Origin of the sequence: Pseudomonas sp. RL_105y_Pfl2_101 (genome assembly GCF_963970585.1) — a bacterium.
Taxonomy (GTDB): domain Bacteria; phylum Pseudomonadota; class Gammaproteobacteria; order Pseudomonadales; family Pseudomonadaceae; genus Aquipseudomonas.
Genome location: NZ_CAXAPG010000002.1, coordinates 109,305 through 123,036 on the forward strand (window position 1 = coordinate 109,305; position 13,732 = coordinate 123,036).

13 protein-coding genes are annotated in these 13,732 nt (G+C 59.7%); 5 read left to right on the plus strand and 8 right to left on the minus strand.

Annotation, left to right across the window (positions count from 1 at the left end):
- Nucleotides 1-94: 94 nt before the first annotated feature.
- Together def and AACY31_RS03185 are read right to left on the minus strand one after the other, a co-directional pair.
- Complete coding sequence (gene def, locus AACY31_RS03180; protein WP_339475917.1) at nucleotides 95-634, minus strand: peptide deformylase; 540 nt, start codon at nucleotides 632-634, stop codon at nucleotides 95-97.
- Nucleotides 631-1,581, minus strand: coding sequence for a YihY/virulence factor BrkB family protein (locus tag AACY31_RS03185; protein WP_057448927.1), 951 nt, complete (start codon nucleotides 1,579-1,581; stop codon nucleotides 631-633). Before AACY31_RS03185 ends, def begins: the two co-directional genes overlap by 4 nt.
- A gap of 247 nt (nucleotides 1,582-1,828) precedes the next feature.
- Here AACY31_RS03185 and AACY31_RS03190 point away from each other — a divergent pair, with 247 nt between their 5' ends.
- Nucleotides 1,829-2,206, plus strand: coding sequence for a hypothetical protein (locus tag AACY31_RS03190; RefSeq protein WP_339475923.1), 378 nt, complete (start codon nucleotides 1,829-1,831; stop codon nucleotides 2,204-2,206).
- Between the two features lie 176 nt (nucleotides 2,207-2,382).
- Here the strand turns inward: AACY31_RS03190 and fadD1 are convergent, their stop codons facing one another.
- Both fadD1 and fadD2 read right to left on the minus strand, forming a co-directional pair.
- Nucleotides 2,383-4,074 carry a long-chain-fatty-acid--CoA ligase FadD1 gene (fadD1, locus tag AACY31_RS03195; RefSeq protein WP_339475926.1) on the minus strand — a complete coding sequence of 564 codons (1,692 nt, stop codon included), beginning with the start codon at nucleotides 4,072-4,074 and terminating at the stop codon, nucleotides 2,383-2,385.
- Between the two features lie 368 nt (nucleotides 4,075-4,442).
- The gene (gene fadD2 / locus AACY31_RS03200) at nucleotides 4,443-6,131 is read right to left on the minus strand and encodes a long-chain-fatty-acid--CoA ligase FadD2 (RefSeq protein ID WP_339475929.1); all 1,689 of its coding nucleotides are present in this window, start codon (nucleotides 6,129-6,131) and stop codon (nucleotides 4,443-4,445) included.
- Between the two features lie 210 nt (nucleotides 6,132-6,341).
- On the opposite strand from fadD2, the gene AACY31_RS03205 reads away from it, so the two are divergent.
- Nucleotides 6,342-7,286 carry an alpha/beta hydrolase gene (locus AACY31_RS03205; RefSeq protein WP_339491516.1) on the plus strand — a complete coding sequence of 315 codons (945 nt, stop codon included), beginning with the start codon at nucleotides 6,342-6,344 and terminating at the stop codon, nucleotides 7,284-7,286.
- A 44-nt stretch (nucleotides 7,287-7,330) separates the two neighbouring features.
- Nucleotides 7,331-7,801, plus strand: coding sequence for a MaoC family dehydratase (locus AACY31_RS03210; RefSeq protein WP_072342114.1), 471 nt, complete (start codon nucleotides 7,331-7,333; stop codon nucleotides 7,799-7,801).
- Between the two features lie 183 nt (nucleotides 7,802-7,984).
- Here AACY31_RS03210 and AACY31_RS03215 read toward each other — a convergent pair whose 3' ends face one another.
- The 4 genes from AACY31_RS03215 to AACY31_RS03230 all read right to left on the minus strand — a co-directional run bounded on the left by AACY31_RS03215 (nucleotide 7,985) and on the right by AACY31_RS03230 (nucleotide 11,879).
- Nucleotides 7,985-8,848 (minus strand): HlyD family secretion protein, encoded by an 864-nt coding sequence (locus AACY31_RS03215; protein ID WP_339491518.1) that lies wholly within the window; start codon nucleotides 8,846-8,848, stop codon nucleotides 7,985-7,987.
- Between the two features lie 9 nt (nucleotides 8,849-8,857).
- Nucleotides 8,858-9,064, minus strand: coding sequence for a DUF1656 domain-containing protein (locus AACY31_RS03220; RefSeq protein WP_003198565.1), 207 nt, complete (start codon nucleotides 9,062-9,064; stop codon nucleotides 8,858-8,860).
- A complete protein-coding gene (locus tag AACY31_RS03225; RefSeq protein ID WP_339475938.1) occupies nucleotides 9,051-11,051 on the minus strand; it encodes an FUSC family protein in 2,001 nt (666 codons plus the stop codon). The genes AACY31_RS03220 and AACY31_RS03225 overlap by 14 nt, the downstream gene beginning before the upstream one ends.
- Nucleotides 11,052-11,411: 360 nt before the next feature.
- Entirely contained in the window at nucleotides 11,412-11,879 is a 468-nt protein-coding gene (locus AACY31_RS03230) for a PA2169 family four-helix-bundle protein (RefSeq protein ID WP_339475940.1), read from the minus strand.
- Nucleotides 11,880-12,086: 207 nt separating this feature from the next.
- On the opposite strand from AACY31_RS03230, the gene AACY31_RS03235 reads away from it, so the two are divergent.
- Both AACY31_RS03235 and AACY31_RS03240 read left to right on the plus strand, forming a co-directional pair.
- Complete coding sequence (locus AACY31_RS03235) at nucleotides 12,087-12,323, plus strand: DUF3820 family protein (protein ID WP_339475943.1); 237 nt, start codon at nucleotides 12,087-12,089, stop codon at nucleotides 12,321-12,323.
- Between the two features lie 17 nt (nucleotides 12,324-12,340).
- Nucleotides 12,341-13,528, plus strand: a complete 1,188-nt coding sequence (locus AACY31_RS03240; RefSeq protein ID WP_339475945.1) for an aminotransferase class V-fold PLP-dependent enzyme — start codon at nucleotides 12,341-12,343, stop codon at nucleotides 13,526-13,528.
- The last annotated feature ends 204 nt before the right edge of the window (nucleotides 13,529-13,732 follow it).

Below are 13,732 nucleotides of genomic sequence, written 5' to 3' on the forward strand. Positions count from 1 at the left end.
ATACAGATCCAATGTGGGAGCAACTGTCTTGGATGGTTTATTTAGCCATCCTTTCCAGGGACAGCAAGACGCCCAAAAGTTCTGTGGTGGATTATCAATCGTCGGCCGTGGGGTCCAGGTCCGGGAACATCACCTCGGTAAACCCGAACTTGCTGAAATCACTGATACGCGACGGGTACAAGCGCCCGATCAGGTGATCGCACTCATGCTGCACCACCCGCGCATGAAAGCCCGACGCGTAACGCACGATAGGCTCGCCCTTGGGATCGAAGCCTTCGTAGCGGATGTGCTGGTAGCGCTCGACCGCCCCACGCAGGCCCGGCACTGACAGGCAACCTTCGAACCCCTCCTCCATCTGCGGGCCCAGGGGGGTAATCAGCGGGTTGATCAGGATAGTCTGGGGCACGGCCTCGGCGTCGGGGTAACGCTCACTGTGCTCGAAGCCGAAGATCACCAACTGCAGGTCCACGCCGATTTGTGGTGCCGCCAAGCCGACACCGCCGACGCTTTCCATGGTCTGGAACATGTCGTCGATCAATTGCCACAACGCTGGGCTGTCAAACATTTCGGCAGGCACCGACGGGGCAATGCGCAGCAGGCGTTCGTCGCCCATTTTCAGGATGTCGCGGATCATGGTCGGGCTTCATCAGGGTGGGGATGAGGGATGGAATGGTCGCGGCCCAGGCCCGACACATGCTGTTTTTCGTGCTCGCCCGCGCTCTTTTCGCCCGGGTTCTTGCCCTCGGTAGACATGTGTTCGATCACCGCATTCATCTCAGCACCGAGCAGCAGCACTGCCGAAGAAATATAGAAATACAGCAACAACACGATGATCGCACCGATGCTGCCATACATGGCGTTGTAGTTGGCAAAGGTCTTGACGTAAAACGCGAAGCCCAGGGAGGCGATGATCCACACCACCACCGCCAGCACCGACCCCGGTGTGATGAAGCGAAACTCCTGCTTGACGTCGGGCATCACGTAATAGATCAGCGCCACCGCCACCATCAGCAAGATCACGATCACCGGCCAGCGCACGATCGTCCAGAGCGTGACGATGAACTCCTCCAAGCCGACCTGGGCCGCAATCCAGCCCATCACCTGTGGCCCGAGCACCATCAGCGCCGCAGCGGCCAGCAACATGCCGGCGATGCCGACGGTGTAGAAAATCGACAGCGGAAAGCGCTTCCAGGCCGGGCGGCCTTCCACCACATCGTAGGCGGCGTTCATCGCGCTCATCATCAGCCGCACGCCCGCCGAGGCGGTCCATAACGCAATGACGATACCCACCGACAACAACCCGCCCTTGGATTGCTGGAGCTGGTCGATCACCGGGTTGACCTGCTCCAGGGCCTGGGGCGGCAGCACCAACTCCGATTGCAGGCGCAGCCAGGAGAAGAAGTCCGGCAGGTGCAGGAAGCCGATCAATGCGATCAAAAAGAGAATGAAAGGAAACAGCGAAAACAGCATTTGGTACGCCAATGCCGAGGCGTAGGTCGACATCTCGTCGTCGAGAAACTCGGTCACGGTGCGCATCATCACACGATGCAAGGGTAAGCCTTTCAAGGCCGGGAACATCATGTGCGTCTCCTTTCGCCGCAAAAAAAGAGGGGTCGCTTGGCGACACAGGGGCCGTTATCACAACAAAGTAGCCTGTTTGGCGACGTTGGATCAATTTCGTCTTTCATGCCCGACGCAGAATTGACCGACGATTGCCGAGCCAAGTTTCATTGTTCCTACAGGCGGGGCTTTATGTTTGCCTTGCAACCACCGAGAATGCCCCACGTATTCAGGCTGCAACCTGAAGCTTCAACCCCGTAGGAACGTTATGAAACTCGATAAAAAGCAGGCCATCGCCCGCAGAAACCAGGAACTGGGCGGCGCCGTACTGGGCGTCAATAACTGCCACTTCAGCGAATTGAACCGTAACCGCAACATCTTCTGGTTCGATCTCCCAGTGGCGCGCCTGGCCATCGGTCAATACGAATGGATTCACCTGCTGCTGCACACGCCGGCCACCGATGAGCTGCTGCACCTGAAGGTGCCGACCGTGTTCCTGCGCGAGAAAATGGAAGGCTTGGAAGTGCGCAACCAAGGTAAACGCAAGGCAGCCCTGAGCCTGGAACTGAGCGCCGACAAAGACTCCTACCTGCAGGACATGCGGCCGGGTGGCACCAATCTGGATTTTGCGCAGTTCAGGTTGTAACGTGATTCTCTAGGGCAAAGCTTTGGTGTGTATATCCGTTTTTTGCGTAACGGCGGCAACGGATATGTACCCAATCCAGCCCAAAAGAAAACGGCGCTTTCCCTCCCTCGGAAAAGCGCCGTTTCTTTAAGTGAAGAGCATTACCGCATCAGCGGTATTTGTCATTGGCAATGGGCTTACTTCTTCAGCCCCAGTTTCCTAAGTTCTTCATCCCGCAACTCGCGCCGCAGGATCTTGCCCACGTTGGTCGTCGGCAAGGCATCACGGAACTCCACGGCCCTGGGCACTTTGTAGCCGGTGACGTTGGCCCGCATGTGTTCCATCACCTGCTCTTTGGTCAACGTGACACCCGGTCGTGCGACGATGAATATCTTGATCGCCTCACCCGACTTCTCGTCCGGTATGCCGATGGCCGCGCACTGCAGCACGCCCGGCAGGGTTGCCAGCACATCTTCCAGTTCGTTGGGGTACACGTTGAAACCGGAGATCAGGATCATGTCTTTCTTGCGATCGACGATGCGCATGTAGCCGTCCGGCTGGATCAGCGCAATGTCCCCGGTCTTGAGCCAGCCCTCACTGTCGAGGATCTCGTCGGTGGCTTCCTGGCGTTGCCAATAGCCCTTCATGACCTGCGGACCTTTCACACACAATTCGCCGATTTCGCCCAATGGCTGTTCGACGCCCGCGTCATTGATCACCTTGCACAGCGTCGACGGCACCGGAATACCGATGGTACCGACCTGGATGTTCTGGATCGGGTTGACGGTAGCCACCGGGCTGGTTTCAGTCATGCCATAGCCTTCGCAGATCGGGCAGCCGGTTACTGCTTTCCAGCGCTCGGCGGCTGCCAGTTGCAGGGCCATGCCGCCAGACAGGGTGACTTTCAGAGCCGAGAAATCCAGCTTGCGGAAGGCTTCGTTGTTGCACAGGGCCACAAACAGCGTATTGAGGCCGACGAAACCGCTGAACTTCCACTTTGACAGTTCCTTGACCATCGCCGGCAAGTCACGCGGGTTGCTGATCAGGATGTTGTGGTTGCCGATCAGCATCATCGCCATGCAATGAAAGGTGAAGGCATAGATGTGGTACAGCGGCAGCGGCGTGATCAGGACCTCGCAACCTTCATTGAGGTTGGAGCCCATCAGCGCCTTGCACTGCAACATGTTCGCCACCAGGTTGCGATGAGTGAGCATCGCGCCCTTGGCCACGCCAGTGGTGCCGCCGGTGTATTGCAGCACGGCCACATCGTCGCTGGTGGGGTTGGCTTCGCTCACGGGTTGGCCGTGGCCCTTGCTCAGCACATCGTTGAACTTGACGGCCTTGGGCAAGTGATAGGCCGGGACCATCTTCTTGACGTACTTGATCACGCTGTTGATCAACAGGCGCTTGAGCGGCGGCAGCAGGTCGGCGACTTCGGTGACGATGACGTGCTTGACGCTCGTCTTGGGTACCACGGTCTCGGCCAGGTGCGCCATGTTCGCCAGGCACACCAGCGCCTTGGCTCCGGAGTCGTTGAACTGGTGTTCCATTTCCCGCGCGGTGTACAGCGGGTTGGTGTTAACCACGATCAGCCCGGCGCGGATCGCACCGAACACGGCCACCGGGTACTGGAGAACGTTGGGCAGCTGCACGGCGATTCGATCGCCCGGCTGTAAATCGGTATGCTGTTGCAGGTACGCGGCAAAGGCACCGGACAACTCGTAGAGTTCACCGTAGGTGATCGTCTTGCCGAGGTTGCTGAATGCCGGCTTGTTGGCAAAGCGTTGGCAGGATTGCTTCAACACCGCCTGAATATTCGGATACTCGTCTGGATTGATGTCGGCAGCAATCCCAGCTGGGTACTTATCCTTCCAAAAGTCTTCAATCATGGAAGCCCACTCCTCAGCAACGCGAATTCTCACCGCATTTGATGCGATTATTATTGGTGTGTGTTTATTGGTGAATCTGGCTTGAATCAAGGCCGAGAAGTCACAAAAGCGCGCCGAGAGTAGCAGCTTTGCCAAGGGCCGCCTAGAGCCAAAAGCAGCCCCCACAGTCACAAACATAACTCATGAATATTTCATGGTCATTTTTAGAGTAAAAATTCTAAGCTCCTGCTAAATCCCCCTGAATACACAAACGACCGTGGGAGCGAGCCCACTCGCGATGCGGTGTATCAGCCAACATCGCTGTCACTGGTATACCGCTATCGCGAGCAGGCTCGCTCCCACAGGATGTCTACTGGACTTCTCTAACCTCAGGCGATATCCCGCAGCTCCCGTCGCAGAATCTTGCCCACCGGGGTCATTGGCAACGACTCCCGCAGCACGATGTGCTTGGGGATCTTGTAGCCGGTGAAGTTCTCCTTGCAGTAGGCCTTGAGCTCTTCAAGGCTGACCCCGGTTTCCCGCGCCACCACGAACAGTTTCACCGCCTCCCCCGAACGCTCGTCCGGCACGCCGATCACCGCGCAGTTGGCCACCTTGGGATGGGCCATCACCACGTCTTCGATCTCGTTGGGGTACACATTGAAGCCCGAGACGATGATCATGTCCTTCTTGCGGTCGACGATGCGCACGAAACCGTCCGGATCGATCACTGCGATATCGCCGGACTTGAACCAGCCCTCGTGGTCCAGCACTTCGGCCGTGGCCTCAGGCTTGTTCCAGTAGCCTTTCATGATCTGCGGGCCCTTGATGCACAGCTCGCCGCGCTCGCCGAAGGGCTGCTCGACGCCATCGTCGTTGATCACTTTCATCAGCGTGCCCGGCACCGGCATCCCCACCGTGCCCAACCGGGACTTGCCGCCATAAGGATTGGCACTGGCCACTGGCGAGGTTTCGGTCAGGCCATACCCTTCGGTGATGCCGCAACCGGTGATCTGCTCCCAGCGCTCGGCGGTGGCCTTGATCAGCGCCGTGCCACCCGAGTTGGTGACCTTGAGGTTGGAAAAATCCAGGGTCTTGAAATCCGGATGGTCCATCAATGCCACGAACAATGTGTTGAGCCCCAGCAGCAGCGAGAAACGCCAGTTCTTCAGTTCCTTGATGAAACCACCGATGTCCCGCGGATTGGTGATCAGCACGTTGTGGTTGCCGGTCACCATCATGCACATGCAGTTCGCCGTAAACGCATAGATATGGTAGAGCGGCAACGGCGCGATCATGACCTCCTGGCCTTCGCGCAGCAGTGGATGGCCGTCATCACCGAGCTGTCCCAGGCAGGCCCGGGCCTGTTGCATGTTGGCCACCAGGTTACCGTGGGTCAGCATCGCGCCTTTCGCCAACCCGGTGGTGCCGCCGGTGTATTGCAATACCGCAATATCGTCGAGACTGACTGTCAGCGGCTTGATGCCCTGGCCGTGTCCCAGACGCAAGGTGCTCTTGAAGGAAGTGGCCTGGGGCAGCGAATAGGCCGGGACCATTTTCTTGACCTTGCTCACCACCGTGTTGACCAGCCAGCCCTTGGCGGTGGGCATCAAGTCACCCATCTTCGCTTCGATCAGGTACTGCAGGTCCGTATCGGGCAACACCTCCTGGACTTTCTGCCCGAACATATTCAGGTACACCAGCGCCCGAGCACCGGAGTCCTTGAACTGATGACGCATTTCCCGCACGGTGTACAACGGGTTGGTGTTGACCACGATCAGCCCGGCGCGCAAGGCTCCGAATACGGCGATCGGGTATTGCAGAATGTTAGGCATCTGCACCGCGATTCGATCACCCGGTGCCAGGTCGGTGTGGGCTTGCAGGTAGCCGGCGAAAGCCGCGCTGTAGCGCTCGAGCTCGGCATAGGTGAGGGTCACCCCCATGTTGCTGAACGCCGGACGGTCGGCAAATTTCTTACAGGAACGTTCGAACACCTCGATCACCGACTTGTAGGTCCCCAGATCAACATCCAGGGGCACGCCGGCCGGGCGCTTGTCATTCCAGAAATCAGGTTGCATTGTTTTTGTCCTCTTTACCTGAGCATGTCCGGGCCGCGTCTGTATCGCTTACAGAGGCGGAGCTCTTGGGACACTAGCAGCTATGGCCAATCAGGCAAATATGGCAACCTGCGTCATAGATTGTGTGAATCTTCTTGCCATGGGCGAGACGCAATGGATGCGCTATACAATGCAGCGACGCTGCGTCTGACTTTGTGCAAAGGAATCGCCATGATCCACCAAACGTTCTGGCTGACCGCGACCGACCATAGCCGCCTGCTCGTCAACCAATGGCTGCCTGAAACCGCCCCGTTGGCGGTGATCATGCTGGCCCACGGCATGGCCGAACACAGCGGCCGCTATGCACGCCTGGCCCAGGCGTTGTGCGACGAAGGCTACGGTGTCTGCGCCATGGACTTGCGCGGCCATGGCAAGACGGGCGAGGAAGCGATTCTCGGCCACTTTGCAGACGAGGACGGCTGGGCCAAGGTCGTGGGCGACCTGGCCAGCCTCAACCAGCACATCGGTCAACAACACCCCGAAACCCCCATCGTGTTGCTCGGCCACAGCATGGGCAGCTACATCACCCAGGGTTATTTATTGCATCACAGCGCCAGCCTGCACGGGGCGATTCTCAGCGGCTCGAACTTTCAGCCGGTGACGCTCTACCGCAGCGCTCGCCTGATCGCCCGCTTCGAACGCTGGCGCCAGGGTGCCACCGGGCGCAGCGCATTGATCGAGTGGCTGTCGTTCGGCAGTTTCAACAAGAAATTCAAACCCACGCGTACCCCCTTCGACTGGCTCAGCCGCGACCCGGCCGAAGTCGACCAGTACGTCCACGACCCGCTGTGTGGCTTTCGTTGCTCCAATCAACTGTGGGTCGACCTGCTCGGCGGGTTGCAGCAAATCAGCAAAGCGTCCAATCTCGCCCAGATCGATCCGGGCCTGCCCCTGCTGGTGATGGGTGGCGAATGTGATCCGGTGAGCGAAGGCAAGCGTCTGAAGGATCTGGCCGACGCCTTGCGTGACGCCGGCATCCGGCACCTGCAATTGACGATTTACCCGCAGGCCCGGCACGAACTGTTCAATGAAACCAACCGCGATGAAGTGACCGCCGACGTGCTGGCCTGGATTGCCCAGGCCCTGAGCCGCAAGCGGCCGCCACGCAGCGAGTAGGCTTGCAGCGTTTTTTCCTTTACCCGTCACAGGATTTGAAACAGATGACCCAGGTTACCAACACCCCTTACGAAGCCCTCGAAATCGGCCAGACCGCCAGCTACAGCAAGACCGTCGAAGAGCGTGATATCCAGCTGTTCGCGGCGATGTCGGGCGATCACAACCCGGTGCACCTGGACGCCGAGTTCGCCGCCGCGAGCATGTTCAAGGAGCGCATCGCCCATGGCATGTTCAGCGGTGCGCTGATCAGCGCGGCGGTGGCCTGCGAGTTGCCTGGGCCGGGCACTATCTATATCGGTCAGCAGATGAGCTTCCAGAAACCAGTGAAAATCGGCGACACCCTGACCGTGCGCCTGGAAATCCTGGAAAAACTGCCGAAATTCCGCGTGCGCATCGCCACACGTGTGTTCAACCAGCGCGACGAGCTGGTGGTGGACGGCGAGGCCGAAATCCTCGCACCGCGCAAGCAGCAGACCGTGACCTTGCCGACGTTGCCTACGATTACTGTGGGTTGATTACCGCGCTCTAAAGTGAATGGCATGTGGCAAGCCGCCCGCTCTGTGGAGCAGGGCTTCTGTGGGAGCAAGGCTTGCCCGCGATGATGGTGATGCGGTCCTTGAGCAGTAGGCGCTCGTTTCGCGAGCAAGTTTTGCTCCCACAGAGCAGGCGCCTTGCCACAATGGCCATTGTGCAACGAGTTACAGCTGGTCTTCGCGCACCTGCACGCTCGCCGTCATCCCGGCGCTCAAGTTCACCCCCTCCGGCACCTTGTCCAATTTGATCCGCACCGGTATCCGCTGGGCCAGGCGCACCCAGTTGAAGGTCGGCTCGACCTCCGCCAGCAACTGCGCATCGGGGTTGGTGTTGCGGTCGGTAATGCCACGACTGATGCTCTCGACATGCCCTTGCAGGGCATGGCCGGCGCTCATCAGCCAGATTTTGACCGGGTCACCGACGCGGATCCTCGGCAACTTGGTTTCTTCGAAATAGGCCTGCACATAGAACGTCGAGTCGTCGATCAGCGCCATCACCGGCTGCCCGGCATTCACGTAGTTGCCTTCGGCCAGGCGCAGGTTGGTGATGTGACCGTTGCGTGGAGCCAGGACCTGGCTGCGCGCCAGGTTGAGCTCGGCCACCTTGGCCTCGGCCTGGGCTTCACGCAGTTCGCCTCGAGCGATGCCGGCGTTGATCTGGGCGTTTTCCCGCAGTTCGGCACTGATGGCCTGGGGCCCAAGGGCGGCGCGGCGGCTGGCTTCGTGTTCGCGCAGGCTCAGTTGCTGCTGGCGCGTCTGGACCACGGCCCGAGCCTTCTCCACCGCCGCCTCGAAACGCTCACGGTCGATATTCAACAACACATCGCCGGCTTTGACCTGCTGGTTATCCACCGCCTTGAGCTCGCGCACCCAACCCGACACGTCGGGTGCAATCACCACCACGTCGGCGCGGATCCGCGCATCGCGGGTCCAGGGTGTGAGCATGTAGTACTGCCACAAGTGAAACCCGGCGAAGATCGCCACGGCCACCATGCACAGCGTGACGGCGACACGTACGGATGTACGCATGTTCAACTCCTATAGCGGCCCGAGGACCACGGTAATAACGGTCAGGACACAGACATACAGGGCGCAGTCGAACAAGGCCTCATGCCAGATCCAGCGCCCGGCCGGCACCAGGCTGAGCAACAGGCGCAACGCACCGGTCACCAGCAACGCCAGCACCACATAAATCAGGAACGGGCTAAGCAACACCCCGCCAATCGACCACTCACGCAAGCCCATGGCTGTGCTCCCGTCGTTCAGGTTCGTGCTGGTGGCACCAGGCGCGCCAGCTGTTTTGCAATTGCACCACCGCGCCCAGGGCCAGCTTCAGTGCGTCACCGGGCGGCTGCGTCGACAATACGTTCAGGAACTCGGCGCTTGCCGGGGCCAGCGCATCGGCCCGGTCACCGGCCGGGCCGTGCTCAAGCACCTGCTCCAGCGCTTCGAAATACCGGCGCTGCGCCCGGGTATCGGGCACCTGGGCGACGGCCAGGCTCAGGCGCAAATGCAACAGTTCATCGCCAATGTCCAGGCCCAGCAAACCATCGTCCCAGCGGCTACGCGCCTGCACCGGCAATTCGGGGTAATGCCGCGCCAACTGCAACAGCCGGTCGGCCATGCGCCCGCCGAACCAGCTTTCAGCGCCACGCAGGCTGCGATGGGTCAGGCGCACCAGATCGTGGAGGGTCGCGGACAGCAGGCGGCGGCTGTGCCAGGCCGGGTTACGCAAAACCAGCAGATTGAAGGCCAGCACCGCCGCGCCCACACCAATCATCATGGCCTGGGCGTTGTTGAAGAACGCCGCGACGTCGTACTTCATGGCATTGAGCGGTGAAATCAACACCACGAAATGCAGGCAGAACGACGTCGCCGTGGCGAAAATCTGCGGCTTGGCCATACCCAGCGCGCCGAAAAACAACGGCACGCCCATGGCCATGCCGAGCATCGCGAAACTGCTCCATTGCGGGAGTACGAGCTCACCAATCACGAACGCCGTTGGCACGGCCAACAGGATGCCGCGCAGAAAACTCATGCCGATCTGCGCGCCGTTTTCGCGACTGGCGAACAGGCTGCACACCACGCACGTCAACAGCATCGCGCCCGATGCGGCGGGCCAGGCGGTCGCCAGCCAGAAACCGGCAACGACCAAAAACGCCAGGGCGCTGCGAGCGCCGAAGACCATGGCCAGGGACAGATCACGATGAGGCGCCAGGGTTCGCGGTGGATCCGCCGCTTCCCTGCCCTCCTGCACCGCCGTCAAAGCCGCGCAAGCGGCCAGGGCGGTGTCGAGCAACAAGGCAAACCGCGCCAGGCAGTAACTTTGTGCCGAGCTGATCTGCGGGTCATGAGACGCATCCCACACCCGGGGGCGCAAGGCTTGCAGGGTCGCATCGTCGGCGTCGAGGGCTTGCTGCACCTCGTTCATCCACGGCCGGAGGGCCTTGGCCTCCTCGGGGTCGAGTTGTTTCCACTGCCGACGCACCGAGCGCGAAAGGCGCAGCAGCATCAGCAATTTCTGACTCAAGCCGCTGATAGCTCGGGCTCGCTGTCGGCCACGGCTGCCTTCGAACCAGGCATGTTCACGCTGGGCATCCACCGCGACGATCCTGCCCAGAATTTCCAGCAACCCTTTACGGGCCTGGGCATCGCCAGCCAGGGTCGCACGGGCGGCCTGCATGCCGCTCTGCCAGGCAGCAAATGCCTGACCGGCCAATTGCCGCTCGACCCGCAACGGCCAGAGCAAGGCACTGGCCGCCGTGGCGCAGACGATGCCCAGGCTGATCTCGGTGCAGCGCGCCACCGCTTGGTCGAATATACCCAGCGGGTGGGAAATGGCTGGCAAGGCAATGATCGCCACCGTGTAGCCGGCCAACACGAATGAATACGACCAGGCACTGCGCAGCAGCGTCGAACAGGCTGTGCACAACCCCAGCCAGAGCGCCAAGGCTAGCAGGAACAACCAGGGCGCCTGGGCAAACAGGCCCATGAACACCACCGACATGACGGTGCCCACCAACGTGCCAAGCAATCGCGCCAGCCCCTTCTGCACCACCATCCCGGACAGTGGCTGGGCGACGATGATCGCAGTCATCAGCGCCCATGACGGCTGCTCCAACCCCCAGCGCAGCGCCAGCCACAACGCCAGCCCAGCGCCAAGCACCGTCTTGATGGCGAACTGCAAAGCGAGACGGTCAGGGGCAAACAAGGCCTGGAAGGTTATGGGCACGCGAAAAACTCTTTGGGGGACGCCAGTAACAATAGATGCAATGCAGGGATAGGCGACGCAATTATTAGCTAGCTATCTATTAGAGTCCAGAGTTGTTTGTCGCCCAATCATGCGAACGCTTTGGCGGTCGCAGATTGCTCCCGCTAGAACCTGTAGGAGCTGGCGAAGCCTGCGATCTTTTGATCTTTTGATCTTTTGATCTTTCGCTTGAGATTCAAGTGTCTGGGGAAGATCGCAGCCTCGTTTCACTCGACAGCTCCTACACAGCGCCTACACAGCGCCTATGGGCCCAGCGAGGTGATCTCTGTCGACAAAAAAACGCCAGGCATGCTGGCGTTTTTTTTGGCGTTGACCGCGTGCTTAACTGTTGGCGCGCGTCTGGTTACGCAGTGCCTTGACCTGGTCATGGTTGCGTTGCACACCGTGGTACTGACGCTCAACCAGATCACGAATACCCACCAGGTTGTTCTTGCTGATTTTCTCCAGCGCTTCGTTGTAGGCCTTGAGCGCATGGTCTTCGCCGCGCTCGGCTTCGTTGAGCACCGCTTCTTCATCCTGGCCGGTGAACATGGATTTCACGTCCACCCAACGACGGTGCAGGTCACCGGCGACGCTGGTGGAAGTTTCCGGATCGCCGCCCAACGAGCGAACCGCCGCTTGCAGCTCGGCCGCAGCGGTCGCGCAATCGGCAGCACGTTGAACGAACAACGCCTTGAGCTCTGGGTGCTTGATGTCTTCAGCACAGGTCTTGAAGCCTTGCTGACCATCTTTGCTGATCTCAATCAGGTCGTTCAAGACGGAGATGGCTTCTTTGTTGGTGTCAGTCATTTTTCAGCTCCTTTGCTGGGGGAATAAAAAACCTGCAAGGGATATTGCATCGGCCATGCCAGTCAAATAACTCAGTTAATTTTCTTTAAAATCAGCAAGTTAATGAAATCTCAGAAAACTGTATCCGCGTTATTTGCATGATCTGTCATTTGGCCTGCATGCAGAATGCCTGTATTTTCGAGGCAGATTTGAATCAAGACGATTGCCATGAACCCGGAAAAGCTCGAATTGCTCATCACGCGTCAAATGCCGTTCGGCAAATACAAGGGTCGAATCCTGGCTGACCTGCCCGGTCAATACCTGAACTGGTTCGCCCGCGAGGGTTTTCCTCACGGCGAACTGGGTGGCTTGCTGGCACTGATGCAGGAAATCGATCATAACGGGCTGTCGGACCTGCTCGATCCATTGCGTGCCAAATATGGCAGACCCAAGCCTCGCCCCTGAGCAATTGAGCCCCCGCCATGCCAGAAAACACGCTACGCGCCCACGATGAAGCTTTCTGGCAGACGTTTGCCGGCCGCTACGACGTCGATCCCGACGGCCCGCTCAACCTGGAAAACGGCTACTTCGCACGTATGTCCCGCACCGTGGTGGAGGAGTACCAGCGCAACATCGAATTCATCAACCAAGGCAACTCGGTGTATGTGCGCCAGCATTTCGACCGTGAACACGGCGAAGCCATTCGTCGACAGGTGGCCCGGCTGATCCACGCTTCACCCCAAAGCGTGGGGTTGGCCGGCAGCGCGGTGGATGCCTTGCAGACGCTGATTCGCAACTACAACGGCCTCAAGCCAGGCGATCAAGTGCTGATCTGTGATCTGGAATACGCCTCGGTCAAAAGCGCGATGCGCTGGCTGGCCCGCCAGCGGGGCGTGGAGGTGATCGAAATCGTCCACCAGCACCCGGCCAGTTTCGAAAGCCTGGTGGGCACTTATCGCGAAGCGTTCATTCGCTACCCTCGCCTCAAGTTGATGATGCTGACCTACGTCAACCACCTCACCGGGCTGGTGATGCCGGTCCAGGCCATTGCCGAGAATGCCCGCGAGTTTGTCGTCGACATCATCCTCGACGGTGCCCACGCCCTGGGCCAGATCGATTTCGACCTGAAGAAGCTCGGGATCGAATTTGCCGGATTCAACCTGCAGAAGTGGATCGGCGGGCCCCTCTCCCAGGGCTTCCTGTACATCGCCCCGCAGCGGTTGGCCGACATCGACCCGGACATGGACGAAGACAGCTACCCCGTCACCGACATCCGCTCGCGCACGCCCCACAGCACGCCCAATATCCCTGCCTTGCTCACGCTGCCGCTGGTCTTCGAAGAACACCAGGCTCTGGGTGGCGCTTCGGCCAAAGGCGCGCGTCTCTGTTACCTGCGTGACCTGTGGGTGAGGGCCGTGCGCGATGTGCCGGGTATCGAAGTCATGACCCCGGATGACGGGCGTCTCTATTGCGCAATCACCGCGATGCGCTTCACCGCCCATACAGACCAGCAGGCAATGGCCGATCGATTGCTCAATGACTATGGGATCTTCACCGTGGTACGCAACACGAGCGTTGGGCCATGCATCCGCATCACACCCGGCCTGGTCACCCTGGCGAGCGACATTCAGCGGTTGACCCGAGCGCTGATCGAACTGAGCAGTACCTAGATCCCTTGCTCCCGCTGGGCCCTGTAGGAACTGGCGAAGGCTCGGGCCGCGTTCGGACGATCTTTTGATCTTGATCTTGATCTTTCGCTCTCGACTCAATTGTCAGTGGAAAGATCGCAGCCTCGTTGCACTCGTCAGCTCCTACACAGCTCCTATACGCAGCCCAGCGGGAGCAAGCTCGCCACAAGAATTTTGTACTGCCAT

Excerpts from the sequence above, each read along its gene's own strand:
- AACY31_RS03210 (WP_072342114.1), top strand. The coding sequence starts at position 7,331 with ATGACCCAGGTTACCAACACCCCTTACGAAGCCCTCGAAATCGGCCAG.
- AACY31_RS03205 (WP_339491516.1), top strand. The coding sequence starts at position 6,342 with ATGATCCACCAAACGTTCTGGCTGACCGCGACCGACCATAGCCGCCTG.
- fadD1 (WP_339475926.1), bottom strand. The coding sequence starts at position 4,074 with ATGATTGAAGACTTTTGGAAGGATAAGTACCCAGCTGGGATTGCTGCC.
- AACY31_RS03235 (WP_339475943.1), top strand. The coding sequence starts at position 12,087 with ATGAACCCGGAAAAGCTCGAATTGCTCATCACGCGTCAAATGCCGTTC.
- AACY31_RS03240 (WP_339475945.1), top strand. The coding sequence starts at position 12,341 with ATGCCAGAAAACACGCTACGCGCCCACGATGAAGCTTTCTGGCAGACG.
- AACY31_RS03190 (WP_339475923.1), top strand. The coding sequence starts at position 1,829 with ATGAAACTCGATAAAAAGCAGGCCATCGCCCGCAGAAACCAGGAACTG.
- AACY31_RS03215 (WP_339491518.1), bottom strand. The coding sequence starts at position 8,848 with ATGCGTACATCCGTACGTGTCGCCGTCACGCTGTGCATGGTGGCCGTG.
- AACY31_RS03185 (WP_057448927.1), bottom strand. The coding sequence starts at position 1,581 with ATGATGTTCCCGGCCTTGAAAGGCTTACCCTTGCATCGTGTGATGATG.
- AACY31_RS03220 (WP_003198565.1), bottom strand. The coding sequence starts at position 9,064 with ATGGGCTTGCGTGAGTGGTCGATTGGCGGGGTGTTGCTTAGCCCGTTC.
- fadD2 (WP_339475929.1), bottom strand. The coding sequence starts at position 6,131 with ATGCAACCTGATTTCTGGAATGACAAGCGCCCGGCCGGCGTGCCCCTG.
- AACY31_RS03230 (WP_339475940.1), bottom strand. The coding sequence starts at position 11,879 with ATGACTGACACCAACAAAGAAGCCATCTCCGTCTTGAACGACCTGATT.
- def (WP_339475917.1), bottom strand. The coding sequence starts at position 634 with ATGATCCGCGACATCCTGAAAATGGGCGACGAACGCCTGCTGCGCATT.